This window comes from Zhengella sedimenti, assembly GCF_046506625.1.
GTDB classification, from domain to species: domain Bacteria; phylum Pseudomonadota; class Alphaproteobacteria; order Rhizobiales; family Rhizobiaceae; genus Zhengella; species Zhengella sedimenti.
Window position 1 is genome coordinate 424301 of sequence record NZ_JBKFFP010000003.1, and the last position, 20606, is coordinate 444906.

Sequence of the window (20606 nt, forward strand, 5' to 3'; positions counted from 1 at the left end):
AACGTCTGCTTTACTCAGTTTACGGACGCCAGAGGACCGTCCGCTCCCAGCCCCATTCCCGCCTTTCCATCCGTTCGTCACCCATCACTCCACCAACGCCCTGATCAGCCCTTCCACATTGCCGCCGCTGCCCATCTCGTCGCGGTCGAAGGCGCGGGAGCGGGCCTGGTGGCGGGCATAGGCCGCCTTCACCTTCTGCAGGATGAGCGGGCGGATTTTCGTGCAGCCGGGGTCGTTTTCCGTGCGCGTGCCCACCGTGTCGCTGACGATGGCGCGCACCAGGTCGTGGATCATGGCCGCGTGGACGGCCTCATGCGCCCTGATGCCGTCGATGAAGGCCTGCCAGCGGCTTGCGAGCGCGCCTGTCAGCGGCGTTGCGGGCCTTGGCAACGTGGTGGTGATGGTGAGGAAGGGCAGCGCGCTGCGCAGCGTGCAGGCGCTGCCCTCCGGGTGATAGTCGCGGCGCCATTTCAGGTCGAAACTCGTATGCGCGATGGCGCTGGCGCCGGGGCCGAGGCGCGGGCCGTTCTCGCCGATGGAGCGGTAGAGCGCCAGCCCGGTTCCGCCGGTTACCGGATAGGTGGCGACGCGCTCCGTGGCCTTCCATTCGCCGGCCTGGGCCGGAAGGGCGAAGAAAAGAGCTATGATCACTGATGAAAATGTTAATTTCATGTCATTGATAAATATATACTTAATACGCCTAAAATTACAGATATTGAAGCTAGTATTGCGGGAATGCGAATCGCTGGATCTCGCGCCATGATGTACCAAATATATGATCCAATAATACCGGTTTTTGTAATCTCCAATTGAACATTATCATCAATATTTAAATTTAAAGCGACTCTTAAATCATGATCCATTTTAATGTACGACGGATCGTCATAATGACCAATTGCGGCAGCGTAAGCTTGTCGTCCGTTTTCAGAGACAATTCTTACTATTTGGAATCGTTTTGCGTTGTCTCTTCGTTGATAATTGATGAGAACGCGCCCTAAGCCAGCGTGTTTCTCCGGCGCGGGTTTCACAATAAAATTTGACGTCCGTCTGTGTTCCACAATCAATCCTGGAAAATCTATTGGTTCCAATTCCGAAGTCTCACCGCCCAGGCCGGCCCGTCTTGCCGGGGCGGCGCTTGCGGCGCTTCTCCTCGCCCGCATCCTCGTAGGAGCCGGCGCCGATCCGCTCGCGCTTCACCGGACCGGGCGAACGGGTTTCCGGGTGCTCCGGATCTTGCGCTTCGCTTCGCTCAACGTGCGATCCGGAGAGCGGTTTCTCCGTGCGGCCCACGGTCATCTCGTCCAGATCGGGCTTGCGGAACAGGCCGGCTTCCTTCGCCGGCGTGCGATTTCCGGTCGCGGCGCGCTTGCGGCTCTCGCGGGTGTTCTCGATGCCTGCGTCGCGGGCCATCGGGTCGTCCATCATCTCCAGTTCGGTGGCCTTCAGCCGCTTGATCTCGTCGCGCAGGCGGGCGGCGGCCTCGAAGTCCAGGTCGGCGGCGGCGTCGCGCATCTGCTTTTCCAGCGCCTCGATATGGGCCTGCAGGTTGTTGCCCATGAGCGCGCCTTCGCTCTTCGCGTGGCCACCCGGCCCGGAAATGGAGGCGCGCACGTGGTCGGCCTCGTAGACGCTGTCGAGGATGTCGGCGATGCGCGACTTGACGCTTTCCGGCGTGATGCCGTGCTCGGCGTTCCAGGCCAACTGCTTCTCGCGGCGGCGGTTCGTCTCGTCCATGGCGCGCTGCATGGAGCCGGTCACCCTGTCGGCATAGAGGATGACCTTGCCGTCGACATTGCGCGCGGCGCGGCCGATGGTCTGGATCAGCGAGGTCTCGGAGCGCAGGAAGCCCTCCTTGTCGGCATCGAGGATGGCCACGAAGCCGCATTCGGGAATGTCGAGGCCCTCGCGCAGCAGGTTGATGCCGACCAGCACGTCGAAGGCGCCGAGGCGCAGGTCGCGGATGATCTCGATGCGCTCCAGCGTGTCGATGTCGGAATGCATGTAGCGCACGCGCACGCCCTGCTCGTGGAGGTATTCGGTCAGGTCCTCGGCCATGCGCTTGGTCAGCACCGTGCACAGCGTGCGGTAGCCGGCGGCGGCCGTGGCGCGGATCTCGCCCAGCACGTCGTCCACCTGGCTGCGGGCCGGGCGCACCTCCACCGGCGGGTCGATCAGGCCGGTCGGGCGGATGACCTGCTCGGCGAAGACGCCGCCGGCCTCCTCCATCTCCCAGCCGCCGGGCGTGGCCGACACCGCCACCGTGGCCGGGCGCATGGCATCCCATTCCTCGAAGCGCAACGGGCGGTTGTCCATGCAGGAGGGCAGGCGGAAGCCGTATTCGGCCAGCGTCGCCTTGCGGCGGAAGTCGCCCCGGTACATGCCGCCGATCTGCGGCACGGTGACGTGGCTCTCGTCGATGAACAGGATGGCGTTGTCGGGGATGTATTCGAACAGCGTGGGCGGCGGCTCGCCCGGCGCGCGGCCGGTCAGGTAGCGCGAATAGTTCTCGATGCCCTGGCAGGAGCCGGTCGCCTCCAGCATCTCGATGTCGAAGCGCGTGCGCTGCTCCAGCCGCTGGGCCTCCAGCAGGCGGCCGGCCTTTTCCAGTTCCGCCAGCCGCCATTTCAGCTCTTCCTTGATGGCCTTGACGGCCTGGTTGAGCGTCGGCTTGGGCGTGACATAGTGCGAGTTGGCGTAGATCTTCACCGTCTTCAGGTCGCCGGTCTTCTGGCCGGTCAGCGGGTCGAACTCGGTGATGGAGTCGATCTCGTCGCCGAACAGCGAGATGCGCCAGGCCTGGTCCTCCAGGTGGGCGGGGAAGATCTCGATGGTGTCGCCGCGCACGCGGAAGGAGCCGCGCACGAAGTTGATGTCCTGGCGCTTGTATTGCTGGGCGACGAGGTCGGCGAGCAGTTCGCGCTGGTCGATGCGGTCGCCCACCGACATCTGGAAGGCCATGGCGGTGTAGGTTTCCACCGAGCCGATACCGTAGATGCAGGAGACCGAGGCGACGATGATGACGTCGTCGCGCTCCAGCAGGGCGCGCGTGGCGGCGTGGCGCATCCGGTCGATCTGCTCGTTGATCGAGGATTCCTTCTCGATATAGGTGTCCGAGCGCGGCACATAGGCTTCCGGCTGGTAGTAGTCGTAATAGGAGACGAAATACTCCACCGCGTTGTCGGGGAAGAACTTCCTGAATTCGCCGTAAAGCTGGGCGGCCAGCGTCTTGTTGGGCGCCAGGATGACCGCCGGGCGCTGCGTCTCCTCGATCACCTTGGCCATGGTGAAGGTCTTGCCGGATCCGGTGACGCCAAGCAGGACTTGCGTCCTTTCATTCTCGTTGGCGCCCTCGACCAGATCGCGGATCGCGGTCGGCTGGTCGCCGGAGGGCGCGAAGTCGGTGACCATGCGCAGCGGAATCCCGCCCTCGGATTTCTCCGGGCGGGCGGGGCGGTGCGGCACCCAGGCCTTTTCGCGCAGGTTCGGGTCGCCCGTCTCGATGAGCCGCGACAGCGCCTCCACGGTGGCGGTGACGCCCGCGGCGGACAGGCCCGTGGCTTCCTCAAGGCTGACATCGACGCCGGCGACGGGGTTGAGGCCTGCCGCCGCGCGCGCTTTCGGATCGTTGGTGCCACCGATCAGCGTGCCGCCGCCGGTGCGCTTCTCGGTGGTCTTGCGGCCCCTGGGCGCGGCATCCGCCGGGGCCTTGGCGGTCTTTCCCGCGGCTTTCACCCGGTGCGTGCCGGCCTTCGAACGGATCTCGCGCATCTCCTCCCTGCGGGCCTGCTTCGCCTCGCGGAGTGCGGCTTCCTCGGCCTCGCGTTCAATCTGGCTTATTTCAGTGGCGGAAATCTTGCGCGGCGCTCCGCCTTGCTCCGCTTCACGTGCGATCTGGCTTATTTCAGTGGCGGAAATCTTGCGCGGCGCTCCGCCTTGCTCCGCTTCACGTGCGATTTCCGCTGCCCAACCGGCGATATCGCCGGTCAGCGGCGCGCCCTCGAAGGGCGCCTGCGGGGCTTCGCCAAACCCGGAGGGCTTGCCTGTCTTTTTCGATGATCCGGCCATGGCCGCAATATGGGCAGAGTCCCGCCGAAAGGGAAGGGGCGGGAGGGGAGGCACAAGGGGGATGCTGACAGGAAGGTGGCAGGAGGGACTATCCCTTGAAGCAGTTTTCGCGATGCCAGTTCAAGTAGAGGGGATGAGGCTGAAGCCGGTCGTCGGCAGGCACGAGCGCCTTCATGTCCGGCCTGAGCAGGTGCCCGACATCGTGGTTCAGATGCCTGGAAGTCAGAATGGTGAAATCATCGGAGAGAGACAATAGTCCGCGATCGAACATCCAGTGGACGGTACCCGACAATGCAATCCCATTGCGGACCCAGTCGTTCCCGCCATGTTCGACCGGGCGTATGTGAGCCGCCTCCACTTCCGGTCTGCCCTTTCCATTGATGAGCCGAAGCCCGGTAAATGCGCAGGTGCGGTCATAGGCCCTTCTGACATGATGCTTGAACTTCCGGTCACGCCATTTCCGTGCAACCAATTGCTCGATTACCGGGCGATTGGCTGGTGCACCAATGATTTTCGGCTGATTTGCGCCATAGTCGAAAAAGCCCGGTGTTGAGGGTTGATTGTCAGGTGGTTTCTCCCCCTCCGGCTGATCGTATCGGTCCGGCCATTCCGGCTCTTCGGAAAGTCCGGCATTGATGATCCGTGCAAATTCATCCTCGCCGATCAGCCTGACGGCGTTGATAGCTACGCCGCCATTGATCGAACCGTCCGGCAAGACGAGCTTTTTCTCAAACCCGCCATCCTCACGGTAGTAAACGTGTCTATCAAAATCGATGTAGTCTTCGAGATAAGCGTAGAAATGCCCGGCTCTTGCGATGTCAGTGGAGATCGATTTTACACGAGCACAACCAGTATAGTGATTGTCCCCTTTGCGCTCACCCTTCTCGTAATAGACGATCAAGTCGCCAACGGTCTCTTCGACGCGCCCGAGATAGTTTTTTGGGAAATGATATCGCTCGCCTGTCACATCGTCATATGGGCTGTCCGGCTTGTGGACAAAGACACCTTTCATGCCGGCAAACTCGTAAGTAACTGCTTCATTCGGGATCTCAACAAGGGCTCTCCAGCTCTACTCTTGCTGTAGAACGCGGAGCGCGCGCAAGACCGTCGGAAACCGTCAGAATATGAAATCGCCCATATCGATGCCAAGACCCGTTCCCAGCAGTTCGATACGGAAATCGGCGATCCGGTCACCGTTCACATCCCCTTCAATGAATGTGAGGCCCGCGGTTTCCCATGACCGCAACTGGCCGGCCACGCCCGTGAACGAACCATCGACATAGGTGAAGGCCTGATCGCCCGCCGTTGCCGTATCCGCGTCGATCGCGGACAGATCAAACCGGTCCACGCCATTCTGGAAATCCTGAATCCTGTCCCTGCCCGCAAACAGGAGTGTCGAGTCGCCCAGGTCCGTATAGACGATCACGTCGCTGCCATTGCCGCTGTAGATGACGTCCCGCCCGGTCCCCCCGTCAAGGCGGTCTCCGCCATTGTAGCCAAGGAACACGTCGTTTCCTGCGCCGCCCTGGAACTGGTTGTCGGCATGGTTGCCGATCAGCCGGTCATTGTAGGCAGAGCCGATCACGCCTGAAAAACCGTCGATGCGGTCGCCGGTCGCGTGGCCCCCGCTGGCCGTCTCCGTGGCCAGTGAAATGGTGACAGCCGCATTCGAGCCGCTGTAATCGAGAATGTCCATACCGCCGTTGCTGGTGGTGTACTGCGAGTAACCATAGAGCCTGTCGGCACCAGCGCCGCCAGAAATGGTGTCATTCCCCATGCCACCAAAAATCGTATCGGCGCCATCGCCGCCATACAGGATGTCATCACCGTCACCGCTGCTGATCGTGTTGTTGCTGGCGTTTCCAATGACGATGTCATTTCCGGGAGTGGTAAGGATGATTTCAAACCCGACCAGGTCCACGTCCTGGGAAAAGCCCCCATAGCGATAGTTGATGGTGCCCGCGTCCAGGTCCGCGACTACCGCATTGTTCGGGGCGGAACTGCTGAAGCGGAAAGTATCGACACCATCGCCGCCATAGAAATCATCCTCCGCGTTGATGCCCACGTCGACATAGAAGATATCGTCGTCGCGACCGCCATACATGTCTTCATGATCGATCGCGCCGTAAGAACTAAATGTGTCGTTGCTCGCGCCGCCGTCCAGATAACCGCCATCGGCTCCCGCACGCAGATAATCATATCCAAACCCACCATAGAGATAGTCGTAACCGGCGCCGCCGTAGAGTACGTCCTGGCCTATGCCAGCGTAAAAGTGGTCTGCATTGTCGCTTCCTACGAATTCCTCGGCGCCATCGCCCCCATATATGTATTCAATCCCGGAAATATCGGCCGACCCTGTAGAATTAAACATGGGTCTTACGGTTTCGTTTACAAGATCTATTACATAGTTCTCGCGCCCGTAGAAATAGACGCTGTCAACACCGTCACCGCCATAGATCGAATCGTTATCATTCACGCCATCAACAACATTGAACGTGTCGTTTCCGGCGTCACCATAGCCGTTCTCGTTGTCTATATCGCCGTAGAAGAAAATCGTGTCGCCATCGGCGCCGCCATACATCAGGGCGCCGTCATCGCCGGCATACATCTCATCGGAACCGCCGACCCCATAGAAGGTGTCGTAGCCGCCGCCGCCAAAAAAGATGTCCGCAGAGGCGGTTCCGATGAAAGAATCGGGATCTGGTCCACCGAAATATCCGGGCATTTCACTTGCTCCGTTGTCTGTTGGAAAACAGCATTTCATATAGAGCTGAAATAAGGAAGCGGAATCCCTCGAACCTTGCCCGCCCCGGTTCCGGGCCATATCTTCCATTACGGCCCAAAGCAGGAGGTTTCATTCCATGACTGACAAGACAGAGACCGCCATTCTCGCGGGCGGGTGCTTCTGGGGCATGCAGGATCTCATCCGCAAGCTTCCGGGCGTGCTGTCCACGCGCGTCGGCTATACCGGCGGCGATGTGCCCAATGCCACCTATCGCAACCATGGCGACCATGCCGAGGGCATCGAGATCGTCTTCGATCCGGCGCGCATCAGCTATCGCGACCTGCTGGAGTTCTTCTTCCAGATCCACGATCCCACGACTTTGAACCGGCAGGGCAACGATGTCGGCCGGTCCTACCGCTCCGCGATCTATTTCCTTTCGCCCGAGCAGGAGGCGGTCGCGCGCGACACCATCGCCGATGTCGAGGCCTCCGGCCTCTGGCCCGGCAAGGTGGTCACCGAAGTGGAGCCCGCAGGCGATTTCTGGGAGGCGGAACCGGAGCACCAGGACTATCTGGAGCGCTATCCCAACGGCTATACCTGCCATTTCCCGCGGCCGGGCTGGGTGCTGCCCAGGCGCGCGGCCGGCTGATCGCCGCCGGCCCGACAAACAAACCCCGGCAGCCAATGGCCGCCGGGGTTCGCATCCGGATCACGCGCCACATTGATGGGGTTTCGGCGACGCGGTCTCCGGGTCCTGTTGATGTTCCGGGTCTTGCGCTTCGCCCGCCAGGGCGGGCTCAACGTGCGACGCCGGAGAAAGAGATCATGGATGATCAGCCGGCCGTGGCGGCGGTGAATTCCTCTTCGGAGAGTGCGCCGGAACCGTCGGTGTCGGCGCCCGCGAATTCCTCGTCCGTCCAGGTGTAGCCGGCAGCCGTGGCTTCCTCCATGGTCACCATGCCGTCGCCGTTGGCATCTGTCGTTGCAAAGTCCGCGTCCTGTGCATGGAGCGGCGCGAAGGCGAAGGTGGACAGGCCCAGGGCCAGGATGAGCTTCTTCATGGAATGACTCCTTTTTCTCCCGTTTTCGGGTTCATCCTGTTCGCGATCGCCGGGAGAACCGCCGCGAACGGCTCTCAATCGGCCTGCCGATTGCGGCGGATTGACGGCCCCGATTTCACTTCCATGCCGCCTCCCGACATATGAATTGTTGTAATATTACAGATATTTACGCATCTTGATGGAACCTGTCCGGCGGGACCGTCCGAAACGTGCCGCATGGCTTCGACCGGCCGGGCTGATCCTTGTCAATGACATCCGGTCTTCATGCTGTTTTCCTATCAATAAGGGGCGAACACCGGCAACAGACACGGAGATACGACATGACCATCCGTCATCCTTCCGGAATGCGCATTCTGATGACCGGCGCGGCACGGGGCATCGGCGCGGCAACGGCACGGCTCATGGCCGCGGACGGGGCAAAGGTAATGCTGGCCGACGTGCTCGACGGCGAAGGCGAGGCGCTGGCCGCCGAACTGGGCGACAATGCCATCTACCGCCATCTCGACGTTACAAGTGCCGATGACTGGCAGGCTGCCGTCGCAGCGGCGGAAGAGGCGTTCGGCGGCCTCGATGCCTTGTTCAACAATGCCGGGGTGGTGTCCTTCGCCGGCATCAACGATTGCACGCCGGAGGAATTCCGGCGGGTGACCGACATCAACCTTTATGGCGTCTTCCTCGGGATGCGGGCCTCGGCGCCCGCGCTGAAGCGCGCCGGTGGCGGGGTGATCGTCAACACCTCCTCGACAGCCGGGCTGCAGGGCTATGGCGGGCTGGCCGCCTATGTCGCCAGCAAGTGGGGTGTGCGCGGGCTCACCAAGGCGGCGGCGCTGGATCTGGCGCCCGACGGCATCCGTGTCGTCTCGGTGCATCCGGGTCCCATCCGCACTCCGATGACAGACGGCATGGGTGACGAGGTGGCGGCCGCCCAGCCGATCCCGCGGTTCGGGGAAGCCGACGAGGTGGCCCGCATGGTCCGCTTCCTGATGTGCGAGGCGACCTACTCGACGGGCAGCGAGTTCACCGTCGATGGCGGTGCGGTCACGGGCCAGGTGCTGCCCTTGACGCAGGACTGACGCTTCCGTCCGGTTGCGTGCATTTGCACCAAAGTACACCTGCCGGATTGATCCGCGTCAATCCGGCCGGCCGTGTGCGGGCGCAGCATGCCGCCGGCCCTGACGAGGGGCCGGCCCGGGTTCCGGGTCGAGATTCACGATCCCGAGAGGGAGGGGAAAACGATGTACATGACGAAACGCCATCTGGTTGCCGCACTGGCTGCCCTGTCCGGCCTTGCCGCCGCGCAACCGGCCTTTGCCGAGGACGCCATGGTCGCAGCCGGCAAGCTGTTCTTCGGCCAGCGCTGCCAGATCTGCCACAACCCGGCCGCCGCAGGCGGCAAGACCTATGGTCCGCCGCTGGCCGGCGTCGTCGGCCGCAAGGCCGGCAGCCTGGACGGCTTTGCCTATTCCGACGCCTTGAAGAATTCCGGCATCGTCTGGACCGAGGCCTCGCTGAAAGCCTGGATGGAGGACAATGACGGCATGCTGCCCGGCACGCGCATGCGCCATGTGGGCGTGGAGGACAAGGCCGAGCAGGAGATGATCGTCGCCTACCTGAAATCGCTGGCCAACTGATCCCGGAAACCGGCTCCGGCGCGGGCGCCCTTCGAGGGGACGGGTGCCCGACGTGGCCGGGCGGCGCACTCCCAGGGTGCGCCGCTTGTTTTTGCGTTGCGCGCAACGGACTTGCCGGTGGCGGCAGTTGACCGGATGTGCGGACTTGCCTAACCGGGAAGCGGAGCAAGGCAAAACGGGACGGATGCCATGACGGAGACGATCGCGCCGAAGGGCGAGCTGACACTGCGCACGCTGGCGATGCCGGCGGATGCCAATGCCGCCGGCGACATCTTCGGCGGCTGGGTGATGGCGCAGATGGACCTTGCCTGCGGGATTCGCGCCGCCGAGCGGGCGCGCGGCCGTGTCGTCACGGCGGCTGTCAAGGAAATGTCCTTCGCCAAGCCGATGAAGGTTGGCGACACGCTGGCCATCCACATCGACATCGTGAAGGTGGGGCGCACGTCCATGGTCCTGGCGGTGGAAGCCTGGGCGCAGCGTTATCTCTCCGACATCATGGAACGCGTCACCCATGCCGATTTCATCATGGTGGCGCTGGATGCGGAGGGGCGTCCGACGCCGATCCCGCCCGAAGGATGAGCCGGTGCCGGGGCGTCAGGGCCGGTTTCCGGCGCGGCGCCGGCGATGGCTTCGCTGCCAGGCCAGGAACAGGCGATAACCCGCCCCGGCCATCTGCCGCAGGCCGGGAACCCTGAACAGGAAGGCGGCGTGGCGCAGGAAGGGCAATTCCCGCCAGATCCGCGCGAAGGCATCGACACCGACATGCCAGCGGCCCTGCGTGTCGCGGAGGTGAAAGCGGTTCAGCAGATCGTCGCGCGTCTTCCCGGGTGGCAGCGCATGGTCCGGCAGGGCCGTGATGTCATGCCAGGCGATGGCGCCCGCGCGGTCCATCCGGCCATACCAGCCCACTTCCATGCGGCAGACCGGGCATTGCCCGTCATACCAGACCTCGACCGGTGCCATGTCCTGCCCTCGTCACATCCGGGCAGGAACTGCCCTATTTGCACACGCGGTAGCCGGACGACCGTTTCATGACGTCGAAATGGAAATGATCCCTGTGGTCGCGATCGTATCCGGGTCCCAGCACGGTGGAAAAATAGGGGCAGGCGTCCTCGCGGACAGAGGCCAGCAGGCTTTTTTCGCGGAAGGAGAAGAAGCCGGGCTTGCGCACATCGACCTTGCGGCCGCTGTTGAGCGTGATGTCCATGATGTCGATGGCATCGCCGGTGGCATGGGCCGAAAGCTTGCCCTCGCCGCGAATGCGGCGGCAGGAATAGGACGAACCCTGGCGGATGGTGTCGACGCCGGACAGGTAGCGCAGGCGCGCCGCCGGCACCAGTTCCTCGTCCGTCCACTTCGCCACGGCTTCGGCCATGGCACAGGTCACCGTGGCAGCCGGTTGCAGTTTCACGCCATGGGGCAGGCGGGTGACCTCCACCGGCCATGCGATGCCGCAGCCGCCCCCCTCGCTGATGCGCGGCAGATCGCGGAATTCGACGTCGAGGCGCTTGAGGCGCTTGCGGCAGGCCGTTTCGGCGGCCGGCATGACTTGCGACGGCTCGGCGAACAGGTCCGGGCTCATCATGCCGCCGAACAGCGAGGCGGTGCGGGTCTGACGGTCGACGCCGGCGGACGGACGCAGCGTGTCGTCGTCGCCGAAGCAGGCGGTGAGCGCCAATCCCGTGATGGCGAGCGCCAGGGCACGGGCAACCCGGTTCTTCATGCCTGTCATGTCCTGCTCCGCAATCGTGAAAGCAGGAACGCTAATATGGCGGCGGTAAAGGAAGCCTTGCCCCCGGCGTTAACGCCCAAGGCCATTGCGTGGCATGTCAGGCCGGCTTGCGGCGTTTCAGCGCCGGGACGATTTCCACCGCGAGCATGGCGGCCAGCATCAGCGCGCAGCCGGCATAGCCCTGCAACCCAAGCCTTTCGCCAAGGAGGAGGGCGCCGAGGATGGCGGCGAACACGGCCTCCGAGGACAGGAAGATCGCGGCCTGCGGCGCGGTCGTATGGCGCTGTGCCACCGCCTGGATGGTGAAGGCGATGCCACCGGCAAAGATGCCGGCATAGAGGATTTCCGGCGCGGCAAGGCCGATTGCCGCCATGTCCCACGGTTCCATGGCGATGGCGAAGCCCAGGCCGAGCACGGCGCTGAGCGCGAACTGCGTGACGGCAAGCGCGACCGGGCGGCCGGACGAGGCGGCGTAGCGCCCGGTCAGCGTGACCTGCATGGCCCAGAACAGCGCGCACAGGACGGTCAGCCAGTCGCCCGGCGTCAGGCTCTCCAGCCGTCCTCCCGACAGGTACCAGATGCCGGTCATGGCCAGCGCGGCGGCCGGCCAGATCACCGGATGCGGCCATTGGCGGAACAGGGCGATGGCGAGGAAGGGCGTGAAGACGACATAAAGCCCGGTGAGGAAACCCGCATTGGTCACCGACGTTGTCTGCAGGCCCACTTGCTGGGCGCCCATGCCGGCAAAGAAGAAGAGCCCGGTGAGCGTGAAGGCGCGCCAGTCGGCGCGGGACAGCGGCGTGTCCGCGCGACGGGCCTCGCGCAGTGCAAGCGGCAGCATGGCCAGCGTGGCAATGGCGAAGCGCAAACCGATGAACAGCCACGGACCGATGCTCTCCATGGCCGTCGACTGTGCGACAAAACCCATGCCCCAGATGGCGCCGGAGGTGAGGAGAAGCAGGTTTGCTCGGATGCGGGTCATGGCTCGGGATCCCGGACAGGCGGTTGCCCGACCCGTCTCCCCCGGCACAAGCGCCCGGTCAATCAAAATCCGTCGATGGTTGCCATCGAAAAGGCTGACAGGTTCATGTCAGCCGGGCGGCAGGATGGCGCGCAGAAAGGCCTTGTTGGCACCAAAATCGGCGCGGCCGAGCTGGGCGCGGGCATAGGCCCGCAGGCCGGTCCTGCCATTGGCCAGTTCGAGCGCCTCGATGTCGACGGTATCGGGAAAACGCATGAGCGGCGAGCGGACGACGAAACGGGCATAGCCGGGGTCGCGGCCGTCATCGACGCGCTCAAACGGCCGGTGCCCGTCCGCCACGCGCAGGGCTATGGCCGCGACAAGGGCCGCAGGCGTTTCATCGCTTTCGCCAAGCACGATATCCGGTTCGCTGCCGCAAAGGCCGGGCGTGCAGGCAAGCGCATCATTGGGCGTGCGGCTGCGCGGGGCGTTGTCGAAATCGTAGCGTCCGAGATCGGCGGGTCCGGCCATGCGTTCCCAGAAGCCGTGCCGGTCGAAGGCAAAGACCAATCCGACGGCAACGAGAATGGCGAGGACGATATAGACGGTGGTCATGACCATTCTCATGCCTTTGGGACGCCCTATCGGGCAATACGGACAAGCTGGCCCGGATCCTCGTCGGTGATGAGCCAGATGGCGCCATCGGACGCCACCTCGATATCGCGGATGCGCCCGAATGCGCCTTCGAAGATCCGTTCCTCGGGGCCGATTTCCCCGTTCGCACCGCGCTCGACCCTGGAAACAAGCTGGAATTTCAGCGCACCGGCCAGGAAATCGCCCTGCCATTCGGGAAACATCGTGCCATCATAAACGGTGAGGCCCGATGGCGCGATGGAGGGGTCCCAGTAGAATTCGGGCTGTTCGTATCCGGGGGCTTCGCTGCCGACGCCGATCTTCGCGCCGGAATAATGCGCGCCGTAGGAAATGACCGGCCAGCCATAGTTGCGGCCGCGTTGCGGCTGGTTCAACTCGTCGCCGCCGCGCGCGCCATGTTCGGTGATCCAGAGCGAATCCGTCACCGGGTCCCAGGTCGCGCCCTGCGGATTGCGGTGGCCCTTGGACCAGAGTTCCGGCCGCGTGCCGTCCTGGCCTGTCCAGGGGTTGTCACGGGGAACGGAGCCGTCCGGATTGATTCGCAGCACCGCGCCGGCATGGTCGTTCATGTCCTGCGCGCGGTCATCGTCGCCCCGGTCGCCGATGGTGAAGAAGATCGTGCCGTCGGGCGCGGGCACGATGCGCGAGCCGAAATGCCGGCCGGAGCGTGTCTTCGCGGCCATGGTGAAGATCACGCGCACATCCTCCAGCCGCGGAGGAGCGCCGTCACGCACCAGGCGCGCCCGCGCAATGGCCGTGCCCTGGCCGCCACGACCCGGTTCGGAAAAGGACAGGAAGATCGTGCCGGTTTCGGCGAAGTCGCTGGCGAGCGCCACGTCGAGCAGGCCGCCCTGGCCGGTATCGGCGACCTCCGGCACGCCGCTTATGGGAGCGGAGAGCGCGCCATCGGCGAAAAGGCGCAGGCGTCCTTCCCGCTCCGTCACAAGGACGGATCCGTCAGGCAGGAAGGCCATGCCCCAGGGATGGGAAAGCCCGTCGGTCATGACGGTGGCCGTCACCGGACCGGCGGATGTCTCGTGCGTAGTCGTCTGCGCGAAAGCGGATGCAGCGGCCAGCAGGCCTGCCGCGGCGAGGGCGGTTGTGAGTGCGTTGTTTCTCATGACCTGAAATTTAGGGAATATGGGCGCGCGGGCAAGTTGCCCGGCAGGCCGTTCACGCCAAGGTGATGGCGCGCCGGCCTTGCGTGACCGACCGCCTGTCGCAAGGCGCGCAATGCGTGTATCCTCTCGCGGACGCCATACGGAGAATCAGGCATGCAGGGGGTCAACGACAACCCGCACATCCCCGTCGCGCCGGAAGAAGCCCGCGCGGCATTCGCCGTCTCCCTTGCGGCATTCCTGCTGCCGGCGCTTGGCGTTGCCTGCCTCTTCATGGGCACGTGGTTCGCGTTCTGGCTTGGCGGGCAGGGTTCCGTACCGCTCGCCCGCCTTGCGCTGCTGGGCGGTTGCCTGGCCAGCCCGGTGCTGGCCGCGCATGGCCTGCTGGCGGCGGCGGCGCAGCGCGTGCAGCTTCTTTCCCATGCCATCGTGATCGAACAGGGTGTGACCGCACCGCGGCGCGAAACGCTGAGTTACGACTTCGTCACCGGCATGACGCTTCGCGGAAGCCTGAACGGAAGGCTGACCGGCAGCGGAAGCCTGGTGCTCGAACTTGCCGATGGCGGGCATGTCAGCGTTTCCGGCCTGAAGGACGCGGCCCGGGCGAAAAGGGCGATCGCGGCCATGGCGCGTCACCGCCAGAGGGGAATGCGCCAGCGGCCTGCCCGCCAGGGGCTGCAAGCGGCCGCCGCCGGCGCGGCCTGACATTTTTCGCGTGAAAATGCCCAAATCGGTGTTATATTTGCTTTTCAGTCTGAACGGTTCGCCGGATCGTACCGGTGACCGTTTTCTTTTTGTCCGTTCGCGAGGGGAACGGGCAAGTTCCGCACAGTGACAACCCGGCAGCCGGGCCCGGCCCGGACGCCGAAGTACAGGTGAGACCATGAACAAGGTACCAATGACGCAACGAGGCTTCGAGGCGCTGAAGGAGGAACTGCGCTGGCGCCAGCAGGAAGAACGTCCGCGCATCATTGACGCCATCGCCGAAGCGCGCGCCCACGGGGACCTTTCGGAAAACGCCGAATACCACGCGGCCAAGGAAGCCCAGAGCCTAAACGAGGGCCGGGTCGGCGAACTGGAAGACCTGGTGGCCCGCGCCGAGGTGATCGACGTGGCCAAGCTGGGCGGAAGCACGATCAAGTTCGGCGCCACGGTGCTGCTTGTCGACGAGGATACCGAGGAAGAGAAGACCTACCAGATCGTCGGCGACCAGGAGGCCGATGTGAAGGAGGGCCGGATTTCCATTTCCTCCCCCATCGCCCGCGCGCTGATCGGCAAGGAAGCCGGCGACACCATCGAGGTGAACGCTCCGGGCGGGGCCAAGGGCTACGAGATCCTCGAGGTCAGATACGTCTGACACGGCGGGGCGGACGGGCACCATGCGGATCAGGGACGTCGAGGTCATCGCACCGCATTTCAAGCGGCGGCTGTCCGGCGTCACGTCGACGGTGATCCAGCTCGTGCCGGAGCAGGCGCGCTCCGGGCTTTCCATCGTCACGCTCGGGCCCGGTCTGCCTGAGGGCATGCCGTCCATGGCGTGGTGGCAGGTTCCGGCCCTTTGGCGCCGGCCGGCACGGCGGCGCTGGCGCATCTGGCACGCGCGGCGCAATGTCGAGATGATCGCCGGCATCGTGCTGCGCGACGTGTTGCGCATGCCGCTGAAACTCCTGTTCACATCGGCGGCGCAGCGCCACCACAAGCCCTTCACCAAATGGCTGATCCGGCGCATGGACGCCGTGGTGGCGACGAGCGCGCGATCCGGTTCCTATCTCGACGTGCCCCACACCGTGAACATGCACGGCATCGACCTGGAGCGGTTCCATCCGCCACGCGACGCATCCGACGCCTTTGCGGCGTCCGGACTGCCCGGCGAGCGGGCGGTCGGCTGTTTCGGCCGGGTGCGCGAACAGAAGGGCACCGATCTCTTCGTGGATGCGATGATCGCCCTTCTGCCGGACCATCCCGGCTGGACGGCGGTCATCACCGGGCGGGTGACGCCCGAGCACAGGGCTTTCGCCGACCGGCTGCAGGCGCGAATCGATGCGGCGGGCCTCAACGATCGCATCCGGTTTCTGGGCGAGGTGGACGACATCCGGCCCTGGTACCGGCGGGTGAGCCTCTATGTCGCGCCGTCGCGCAACGAGGGCTTCGGCCTGACGCCGCTGGAGGCGATGGCCTCGCGCACGGCGGTGGTGGCCAGCGATGCCGGGGCCTATTCCGAGATGATCCTGGAAGGAAAGACGGGCGCCGTGGTGCCGGCCGGCGACGGCGCGGCGCTGCGCGAGGCGATCCGGCCCTATCTGGCCGACCCCGCGCTGGCGGATGCCCATGGCGCGGCGGCGCTGGAACACGTGCGGGCGCATTTCGCGCTGGCGCGCGAGGCGCAGGGCTTGCAGGCCGTCTATGACCGGCTGTGGGCCGGGGAGAGTATGCGATGACCGCGCCCGGCACGCCGCGCACCACCATCGTTTCGGTCGCGTGGAACAGCGCGGACGTGCTGCCCGCCATGCTGGCCTCGATCCCGCAGGGCGTGCCGGTCGTCGTGGTCGACAATGCCGGTACGGATGCCAGCGGCGAGATCGCGCGCGCGGCCGGCGCCCATGTGGTGCGCCTGGAGGAAAACCTCGGCTTCGGGCGCGGCTGCAATGCCGGCGCGGCGCTGGCCGGGACCGAGTTCCTGCTTTTCCTCAACCCGGACGCGGCGTTGGAGCCGGGCGCCCTGGCGGCGCTGGAAGCGGCGGCGGACGCCCATCCCAACGCCAGCGGCTTCAATCCGCGCATTCGCGACCGCAACGGCCAGGCCTATTTCAAGCGCGGTTCGATCCTGCTTGCGCGGCGCGAAAGGCTGGCGCGCGGATGGCCGGAGGAAAGCGGGCCGGTGCCGGTCCTCTCGGGGGCTGCCTTCTTCTGCCGGCGCGCGCAGTTCGAGGCGGAAGGCGGATTCGACCCGGCAATCTTCCTCTATCACGAGGATGACGACCTTTCGCTGCGCCTCAAGCAGCGCTTCGGGCCGCTGCGCTTCGTGCGCGAGGCCGAGATCGTTCACCTGGAGGGGCGCGGTTCGCCGCGCAATCCGGAAACGGCGCGCATCAAGTCCTATCACATGGCGCGTTCGCGGCTTTACGCCATGCGCAAGCATGGCCGGCCGTTTCCTGTCCTGGGCAGTCTCGCCGGGGCGATCCTGAAGCTGCTGTCGCCGGCCAACCTGGTCTCTGCCCGCAAGCGGGCGCAGGCCCTGGCCTATCTGAAGGGCGTGCTCAGCCGGGTCGGCGAGCGGTCCGGCGGGTAGGCCCTTTCCGCCATTGCAGGACCTTTCCAGGCGCCGCTCCGGGGTTCCGCCGACGTGAATCCGGGCCGCGCCGCCATCCCGGTTGCCCTGACAAATTGCTTTCCGAACAAAATCCGGGTTGACGATCCATCCCCGGATGAGGCACCTGACCAATAATGAAAAGTATTGGTACGGGATCATCGCTTGATACCTGCGTACTATATTAATTTAGAAAAATCAAAAGAAAGAAGAAAATACATAGATTCTCTATCAATAGAAAATAAATTAGAAATGCATCGAATAAATGCCTGCAACGGGCAGGCGATGGAGGAGGAACAGGTCCGGCGCGTCTATTCCCCGAAAGAGGGCGAAAGACAGCTCACCCGGTCCGAGGTCGCCTGCTTCCTGAGCCATCGCGCGGCTTGGAAGAGGATCGCGGCGCTGGAAAACGGGCACGGCGCGGTGTTCGAGGACGATGTGCATTTCTCCCGCAGCCTGGCGAGGTTGCTGACCGATGCGTCCTGGCTGACCGGCGACATGCATGTCGTGAAACTCGACAAGGCGACGCGGCGCCACATCGAACTGGGGGCGATGGGCGTGCCGGCCGGCGGGGTGCGGATCCGGCGGTTGCTGTCGCTGCATGTCGGATGTGGCGCCTATATCCTGTCGCGCGAATGCGCGGCGGCGCTGCTGGAACGGACGGAGACCTTCTCGCAACCGGTCGATCACGCGATCTTCGATCCCGCGACGACGGTCATTCCCGATTTCATGCTGTGGCAGGCCGAGCCGGCGGTGTGCATCCATCAGCAGTTCTCGCAGGAACGCTTCCTGCCGGCTGCGGCGGAGGGGTCAACGCTGGAAGCCGGGCGCGTCGAGAGCAAGAAGGTCTTGCAAAAGCGAAGTCATCCGGTTCGCCACTTTCTGTGCAAGACCTGGACCGAGTTCAAAAGACCATTTGCGCGTGCGGCCCACTACCTGTGGAAGAAGATCACTTGTCCTGTCGCGGGCCGCTCCTGGGTCAAGCTGAAATACAACCCTTAGTCAGATCGAGCTGCCGCGGTCTGCTGGCAAGAGGAAAAAAACGGACATGCGTGGAGTGATCATCCTGTCGGAAGGCCGGTCGGGCACCACATGGCTGGCCTCGCTCGCCAACAGTACGGGGAAATTGGGCCACTCTGACGAATGGGTTGACGAGCAGCATCTCGGGATAAAGGCGAGGCACGTTTCCGCCGATACCTTCATTTCGGCCATTCTCGAAAAATCAACCACGGACAATGGCTTTTTCGCCATCAAGATGTTCCCGCGGCATCTGCACTGGTTCCAGTTGGCCTATGGTTTCGACATCATCGGGCGCCTACAGAAAGAGCATGACCTATTTTCTGTCCTGGTGACGCGAAACGACCGGGTCAAGCAGGCCGTTTCCTTTGCCCGCGCCCTCCAGGACAATGCCTGGACATCGTTCGGAAAAACCGGGCAGAAGGCAGTGTATGACTTCGATCTGATATGCCGGTGCTATTTCGGGATCGGCCGTTCCTATGATTTCTGGAGAAGCTACGTCGCCCTGCGCGGTTTGCCGCACAAGCACGTCGTTTACGAGGACATGCTTCCGGACCCAAGCCCCTATGTGAATGCCATCGCAGAACATGCGGACCTCGACGGGGTGGCCTTTGAAAACTCCCCCTTGAAGATCCAGCGTGATTCCAAGACCGACGAATGGTGCGATCGGTTCCGGCAGGATGCGAAGAACCGTGATTTCCTCGAACAGGCGGCGGCATCCGTTTACCCGACGCGGAAAATCTCCAATTTCTTCCGCTTCCTGCGCGGCAAACCGCTCAAGCCGGCCTCCTACACCATCAGGTAGGCGTTCCGGACGGGCTTTGCCTGCCTGCTGGCAAATAAGGATTCAATAATCTAGCAAAACAAAATATACGTCTGCCAAGGCTCCAGAGGGTTCCGTGCCATGCGCGTTCGCGCGGCGTGGGGCGCGTTGCGGTGGCAGGCGATGAACAGAAACAGCTTTCGCGATTTTTTCCGTAGCCGGCGGGTGAAGCGCCATGTCGCCCGGCATGGCGAGGTCTACGACTTCCGCGGCGTCGGTGTGTCCGTGCCGCTTTCAGCCGGCCTAGGTGCAGCCAGCGCCTTGTTGCGCGGCAAGTATGAACGCGCCGAAGCCGCGCTGATCGAGCGGCACCTTCCCTGTGACCGTCCGGTCATCGAACTGGGCGGCTCGCTGGGGGTCGTCTCGGCGCTGATCCGCTCGCGGCTGTCGCCGGGTGTTCGCCATGTCGTTGTCGAGGCAAACCCGGACATTCTCGAAACCTGCGCGGCGAACGCGCGGCGCGGCGCTGCGGCGGGAGAGACCGAGATCGTCCACGCGGCCTATTTCCCCGGCGGCGGAACCGTGCGTTTCCTGCTCGGTGCCGAAGTGCATGCCAATGCGCTCGATGATGGCGGGGGTGGCGGGCGCCGCATCACCGTTCCCGCCGTTTCCCTGACCGACTTGTGGGCACGGATCGGCCATCGCGAGGGCTTTACCCTTGTCAGCGACATCGAGGGCGGCGAGGCGGCGCTTTTCCTGCAGGAAGAGGCAATGCTCGACCATGTGGGCATGATCATCGCCGAACTCCATCCTGACGCCTATGGCGCACAGGGAGCCACCGCCGCCGCCTTGCTGGAGATCGCGCGGGCGCATGGCCTGGTCGAGATCGACCGCATGGACGACACGGTGGTCCTGGCCAGAAAACCGAACTGATGCTCCTGTCGCTGGAAAAGAAGTTCCTCTTCATCCACATCCCGAAGACCGCGGGCACGTCGATCCGGCGCGTCCTGGCGCCCTGGTGCGTGAAGCCCGCGCATAACCAGTACCGGCGGCTGTTGTCCCATCTTCCTGTCCCGGAGAACCCGGAAAAGGCCTGGCTGCGCATTCATGACACGGCGCGCTGGGCGCGGATGAAGCTGCCGCGCGACGTGTTCGACAACAGCCTGAAATTCGCCGTGGTGCGCAATCCGTATGACTACGCCGTGTCCTATTACGAATTCCAGCGCGGCAATCCTGCCAGTTCGCGCCATGCCAAGGCGCAAGGTGAGGACTTCCCCGCCTTCCTGGAGCGGATGGAGCGCAAGAACCGGATCAAGGGTATCCGGCAATCGGAATGGGTGACGGACCGGTCGGGCCGCATCATCGTCGACCGCATCCTGCATTTCGAGCGCCTCGACACGGAATTCCCTGCGCTTCTGGAAGACCTCGGCATCGCGGATGCGAGCCCGCTTCCGCGTGTCAACACCACGCAGCGCAAGGATTACCGGTCCTATTACGACAGGACGACACGGCAACTGGCAACGGAGCTTTTCCTGCGCGATCTCGCGCTTTTCGGCTACGATCCGCTGTGAG

The 20606-nt window shown here is 64.0% G+C and carries 23 protein-coding genes; 12 read left to right on the forward strand and 11 right to left on the reverse strand.

All coding sequences use genetic code 11. From position 1 onward, the window contains the following. Positions 1 to 84: 84 nt before the first annotated feature. The 5 genes from ACLB6G_RS11400 to ACLB6G_RS11420 all read right to left on the reverse strand — a co-directional run bounded on the left by ACLB6G_RS11400 (position 85) and on the right by ACLB6G_RS11420 (position 6790). The gene (locus tag ACLB6G_RS11400) at positions 85 to 651 is read right to left on the reverse strand and encodes a DUF922 domain-containing Zn-dependent protease (RefSeq protein ID WP_410356290.1); all 567 of its coding nucleotides are present in this window, start codon (positions 649 to 651) and stop codon (positions 85 to 87) included. A gap of 17 nt (positions 652 to 668) precedes the next feature. Further along, complete coding sequence (locus tag ACLB6G_RS11405; RefSeq protein ID WP_410356291.1) at positions 669 to 1088, reverse strand: hypothetical protein; 420 nt, start codon at positions 1086 to 1088, stop codon at positions 669 to 671. Between the two features lie 10 nt (positions 1089 to 1098). Beyond that, positions 1099 to 4065: an excinuclease ABC subunit UvrB gene (uvrB, locus tag ACLB6G_RS11410; protein WP_410356292.1), complete on the reverse strand. Its 2967-nt coding sequence runs from the start codon at positions 4063 to 4065 to the stop codon at positions 1099 to 1101. A gap of 88 nt (positions 4066 to 4153) precedes the next feature. Further along, the gene (locus tag ACLB6G_RS11415) at positions 4154 to 5077 is read right to left on the reverse strand and encodes an HNH endonuclease (protein WP_410356293.1); all 924 of its coding nucleotides are present in this window, start codon (positions 5075 to 5077) and stop codon (positions 4154 to 4156) included. Positions 5078 to 5182: 105 nt separating this feature from the next. Next, positions 5183 to 6790: a calcium-binding protein gene (locus ACLB6G_RS11420; RefSeq protein ID WP_410356294.1), complete on the reverse strand. Its 1608-nt coding sequence runs from the start codon at positions 6788 to 6790 to the stop codon at positions 5183 to 5185. 136 nt (positions 6791 to 6926) lie between these two features. Between ACLB6G_RS11420 and msrA the strand changes: the two genes are divergently transcribed. Continuing rightward, positions 6927 to 7439 (forward strand): peptide-methionine (S)-S-oxide reductase MsrA, encoded by a 513-nt coding sequence (gene msrA, locus ACLB6G_RS11425; protein WP_410356295.1) that lies wholly within the window; start codon positions 6927 to 6929, stop codon positions 7437 to 7439. Between the two features lie 184 nt (positions 7440 to 7623). On the opposite strand, the gene ACLB6G_RS11430 is transcribed toward msrA, so the two are convergent. Then, complete coding sequence (locus tag ACLB6G_RS11430; protein ID WP_410356296.1) at positions 7624 to 7851, reverse strand: EF-hand domain-containing protein; 228 nt, start codon at positions 7849 to 7851, stop codon at positions 7624 to 7626. Between the two features lie 320 nt (positions 7852 to 8171). Here ACLB6G_RS11430 and ACLB6G_RS11435 point away from each other — a divergent pair, with 320 nt between their 5' ends. The 3 genes from ACLB6G_RS11435 (at position 8172) to ACLB6G_RS11445 (ending at position 10061) form a co-directional block, all read left to right on the forward strand. Further along, positions 8172 to 8924: an SDR family oxidoreductase gene (locus ACLB6G_RS11435; RefSeq protein WP_410356297.1), complete on the forward strand. Its 753-nt coding sequence runs from the start codon at positions 8172 to 8174 to the stop codon at positions 8922 to 8924. Between the two features lie 168 nt (positions 8925 to 9092). Next, complete coding sequence (locus ACLB6G_RS11440; protein ID WP_410356298.1) at positions 9093 to 9482, forward strand: c-type cytochrome; 390 nt, start codon at positions 9093 to 9095, stop codon at positions 9480 to 9482. A 189-nt stretch (positions 9483 to 9671) separates the two neighbouring features. Next, positions 9672 to 10061 (forward strand): acyl-CoA thioesterase, encoded by a 390-nt coding sequence (locus ACLB6G_RS11445; protein WP_410356299.1) that lies wholly within the window; start codon positions 9672 to 9674, stop codon positions 10059 to 10061. 15 nt (positions 10062 to 10076) lie between these two features. Here the strand turns inward: ACLB6G_RS11445 and ACLB6G_RS11450 are convergent, their stop codons facing one another. From ACLB6G_RS11450 to ACLB6G_RS11470, 5 genes are all read right to left on the reverse strand, one after another. Further along, a complete protein-coding gene (locus ACLB6G_RS11450) occupies positions 10077 to 10445 on the reverse strand; it encodes a thiol-disulfide oxidoreductase DCC family protein (RefSeq protein ID WP_410356300.1) in 369 nt (122 codons plus the stop codon). 34 nt (positions 10446 to 10479) lie between these two features. Beyond that, a complete protein-coding gene (locus ACLB6G_RS11455; RefSeq protein WP_410356301.1) occupies positions 10480 to 11214 on the reverse strand; it encodes an extensin-like domain-containing protein in 735 nt (244 codons plus the stop codon). A gap of 97 nt (positions 11215 to 11311) precedes the next feature. Beyond that, positions 11312 to 12196 (reverse strand): DMT family transporter, encoded by an 885-nt coding sequence (locus ACLB6G_RS11460; protein ID WP_410356302.1) that lies wholly within the window; start codon positions 12194 to 12196, stop codon positions 11312 to 11314. A 108-nt stretch (positions 12197 to 12304) separates the two neighbouring features. Then, positions 12305 to 12790, reverse strand: a complete 486-nt coding sequence (locus tag ACLB6G_RS11465; protein ID WP_410356303.1) for a DUF1499 domain-containing protein — start codon at positions 12788 to 12790, stop codon at positions 12305 to 12307. Between the two features lie 26 nt (positions 12791 to 12816). Further along, positions 12817 to 13950 carry a PQQ-dependent sugar dehydrogenase gene (locus ACLB6G_RS11470; RefSeq protein ID WP_410356304.1) on the reverse strand — a complete coding sequence of 378 codons (1134 nt, stop codon included), beginning with the start codon at positions 13948 to 13950 and terminating at the stop codon, positions 12817 to 12819. Positions 13951 to 14103: 153 nt separating this feature from the next. Here ACLB6G_RS11470 and ACLB6G_RS11475 point away from each other — a divergent pair, with 153 nt between their 5' ends. From ACLB6G_RS11475 to ACLB6G_RS11510, 8 genes are all read left to right on the forward strand, one after another. Next, positions 14104 to 14652, forward strand: a complete 549-nt coding sequence (locus ACLB6G_RS11475) for a PH domain-containing protein (RefSeq protein ID WP_410356305.1) — start codon at positions 14104 to 14106, stop codon at positions 14650 to 14652. A 178-nt stretch (positions 14653 to 14830) separates the two neighbouring features. Then, the gene (greA, locus tag ACLB6G_RS11480; protein WP_410356306.1) at positions 14831 to 15304 is read left to right on the forward strand and encodes a transcription elongation factor GreA; all 474 of its coding nucleotides are present in this window, start codon (positions 14831 to 14833) and stop codon (positions 15302 to 15304) included. A gap of 22 nt (positions 15305 to 15326) precedes the next feature. Then, positions 15327 to 16385: a glycosyltransferase family 4 protein gene (locus tag ACLB6G_RS11485; RefSeq protein WP_410356307.1), complete on the forward strand. Its 1059-nt coding sequence runs from the start codon at positions 15327 to 15329 to the stop codon at positions 16383 to 16385. Further along, complete coding sequence (locus ACLB6G_RS11490; protein ID WP_410356308.1) at positions 16382 to 17236, forward strand: glycosyltransferase family 2 protein; 855 nt, start codon at positions 16382 to 16384, stop codon at positions 17234 to 17236. The genes ACLB6G_RS11485 and ACLB6G_RS11490 overlap by 4 nt, the downstream gene beginning before the upstream one ends. 183 nt (positions 17237 to 17419) lie before the next feature. Then, positions 17420 to 18256 carry a glycosyltransferase family 25 protein gene (locus ACLB6G_RS11495; RefSeq protein WP_410356309.1) on the forward strand — a complete coding sequence of 279 codons (837 nt, stop codon included), beginning with the start codon at positions 17420 to 17422 and terminating at the stop codon, positions 18254 to 18256. Positions 18257 to 18311: 55 nt separating this feature from the next. Continuing rightward, positions 18312 to 19076 carry a Stf0 family sulfotransferase gene (locus ACLB6G_RS11500; RefSeq protein WP_410356310.1) on the forward strand — a complete coding sequence of 255 codons (765 nt, stop codon included), beginning with the start codon at positions 18312 to 18314 and terminating at the stop codon, positions 19074 to 19076. A 141-nt stretch (positions 19077 to 19217) separates the two neighbouring features. Further along, complete coding sequence (locus ACLB6G_RS11505) at positions 19218 to 19967, forward strand: FkbM family methyltransferase (RefSeq protein ID WP_410356311.1); 750 nt, start codon at positions 19218 to 19220, stop codon at positions 19965 to 19967. Beyond that, the gene (locus ACLB6G_RS11510; RefSeq protein ID WP_410356312.1) at positions 19967 to 20605 is read left to right on the forward strand and encodes a sulfotransferase family 2 domain-containing protein; all 639 of its coding nucleotides are present in this window, start codon (positions 19967 to 19969) and stop codon (positions 20603 to 20605) included. The genes ACLB6G_RS11505 and ACLB6G_RS11510 overlap by 1 nt, the downstream gene beginning before the upstream one ends. Position 20606 lies beyond the last annotated feature (1 nt).

Excerpts from the sequence above, each read along its gene's own strand:
- uvrB (WP_410356292.1), bottom strand. The coding sequence starts at position 4,065 with ATGGCCGGATCATCGAAAAAGACAGGCAAGCCCTCCGGGTTTGGCGAA.
- ACLB6G_RS11415 (WP_410356293.1), bottom strand. The coding sequence starts at position 5,077 with ATGAAAGGTGTCTTTGTCCACAAGCCGGACAGCCCATATGACGATGTG.
- ACLB6G_RS11420 (WP_410356294.1), bottom strand. The coding sequence starts at position 6,790 with ATGCCCGGATATTTCGGTGGACCAGATCCCGATTCTTTCATCGGAACC.
- msrA (WP_410356295.1), top strand. The coding sequence starts at position 6,927 with ATGACTGACAAGACAGAGACCGCCATTCTCGCGGGCGGGTGCTTCTGG.
- ACLB6G_RS11430 (WP_410356296.1), bottom strand. The coding sequence starts at position 7,851 with ATGAAGAAGCTCATCCTGGCCCTGGGCCTGTCCACCTTCGCCTTCGCG.
- ACLB6G_RS11435 (WP_410356297.1), top strand. The coding sequence starts at position 8,172 with ATGACCATCCGTCATCCTTCCGGAATGCGCATTCTGATGACCGGCGCG.
- ACLB6G_RS11440 (WP_410356298.1), top strand. The coding sequence starts at position 9,093 with ATGACGAAACGCCATCTGGTTGCCGCACTGGCTGCCCTGTCCGGCCTT.
- ACLB6G_RS11445 (WP_410356299.1), top strand. The coding sequence starts at position 9,672 with ATGACGGAGACGATCGCGCCGAAGGGCGAGCTGACACTGCGCACGCTG.
- ACLB6G_RS11450 (WP_410356300.1), bottom strand. The coding sequence starts at position 10,445 with ATGGCACCGGTCGAGGTCTGGTATGACGGGCAATGCCCGGTCTGCCGC.
- ACLB6G_RS11455 (WP_410356301.1), bottom strand. The coding sequence starts at position 11,214 with ATGACAGGCATGAAGAACCGGGTTGCCCGTGCCCTGGCGCTCGCCATC.
- ACLB6G_RS11460 (WP_410356302.1), bottom strand. The coding sequence starts at position 12,196 with ATGACCCGCATCCGAGCAAACCTGCTTCTCCTCACCTCCGGCGCCATC.
- ACLB6G_RS11465 (WP_410356303.1), bottom strand. The coding sequence starts at position 12,790 with ATGACCACCGTCTATATCGTCCTCGCCATTCTCGTTGCCGTCGGATTG.
- ACLB6G_RS11470 (WP_410356304.1), bottom strand. The coding sequence starts at position 13,950 with ATGAGAAACAACGCACTCACAACCGCCCTCGCCGCGGCAGGCCTGCTG.
- ACLB6G_RS11475 (WP_410356305.1), top strand. The coding sequence starts at position 14,104 with ATGCAGGGGGTCAACGACAACCCGCACATCCCCGTCGCGCCGGAAGAA.
- greA (WP_410356306.1), top strand. The coding sequence starts at position 14,831 with ATGAACAAGGTACCAATGACGCAACGAGGCTTCGAGGCGCTGAAGGAG.
- ACLB6G_RS11485 (WP_410356307.1), top strand. The coding sequence starts at position 15,327 with ATGCGGATCAGGGACGTCGAGGTCATCGCACCGCATTTCAAGCGGCGG.
- ACLB6G_RS11490 (WP_410356308.1), top strand. The coding sequence starts at position 16,382 with ATGACCGCGCCCGGCACGCCGCGCACCACCATCGTTTCGGTCGCGTGG.
- ACLB6G_RS11505 (WP_410356311.1), top strand. The coding sequence starts at position 19,218 with ATGAACAGAAACAGCTTTCGCGATTTTTTCCGTAGCCGGCGGGTGAAG.
- ACLB6G_RS11510 (WP_410356312.1), top strand. The coding sequence starts at position 19,967 with ATGCTCCTGTCGCTGGAAAAGAAGTTCCTCTTCATCCACATCCCGAAG.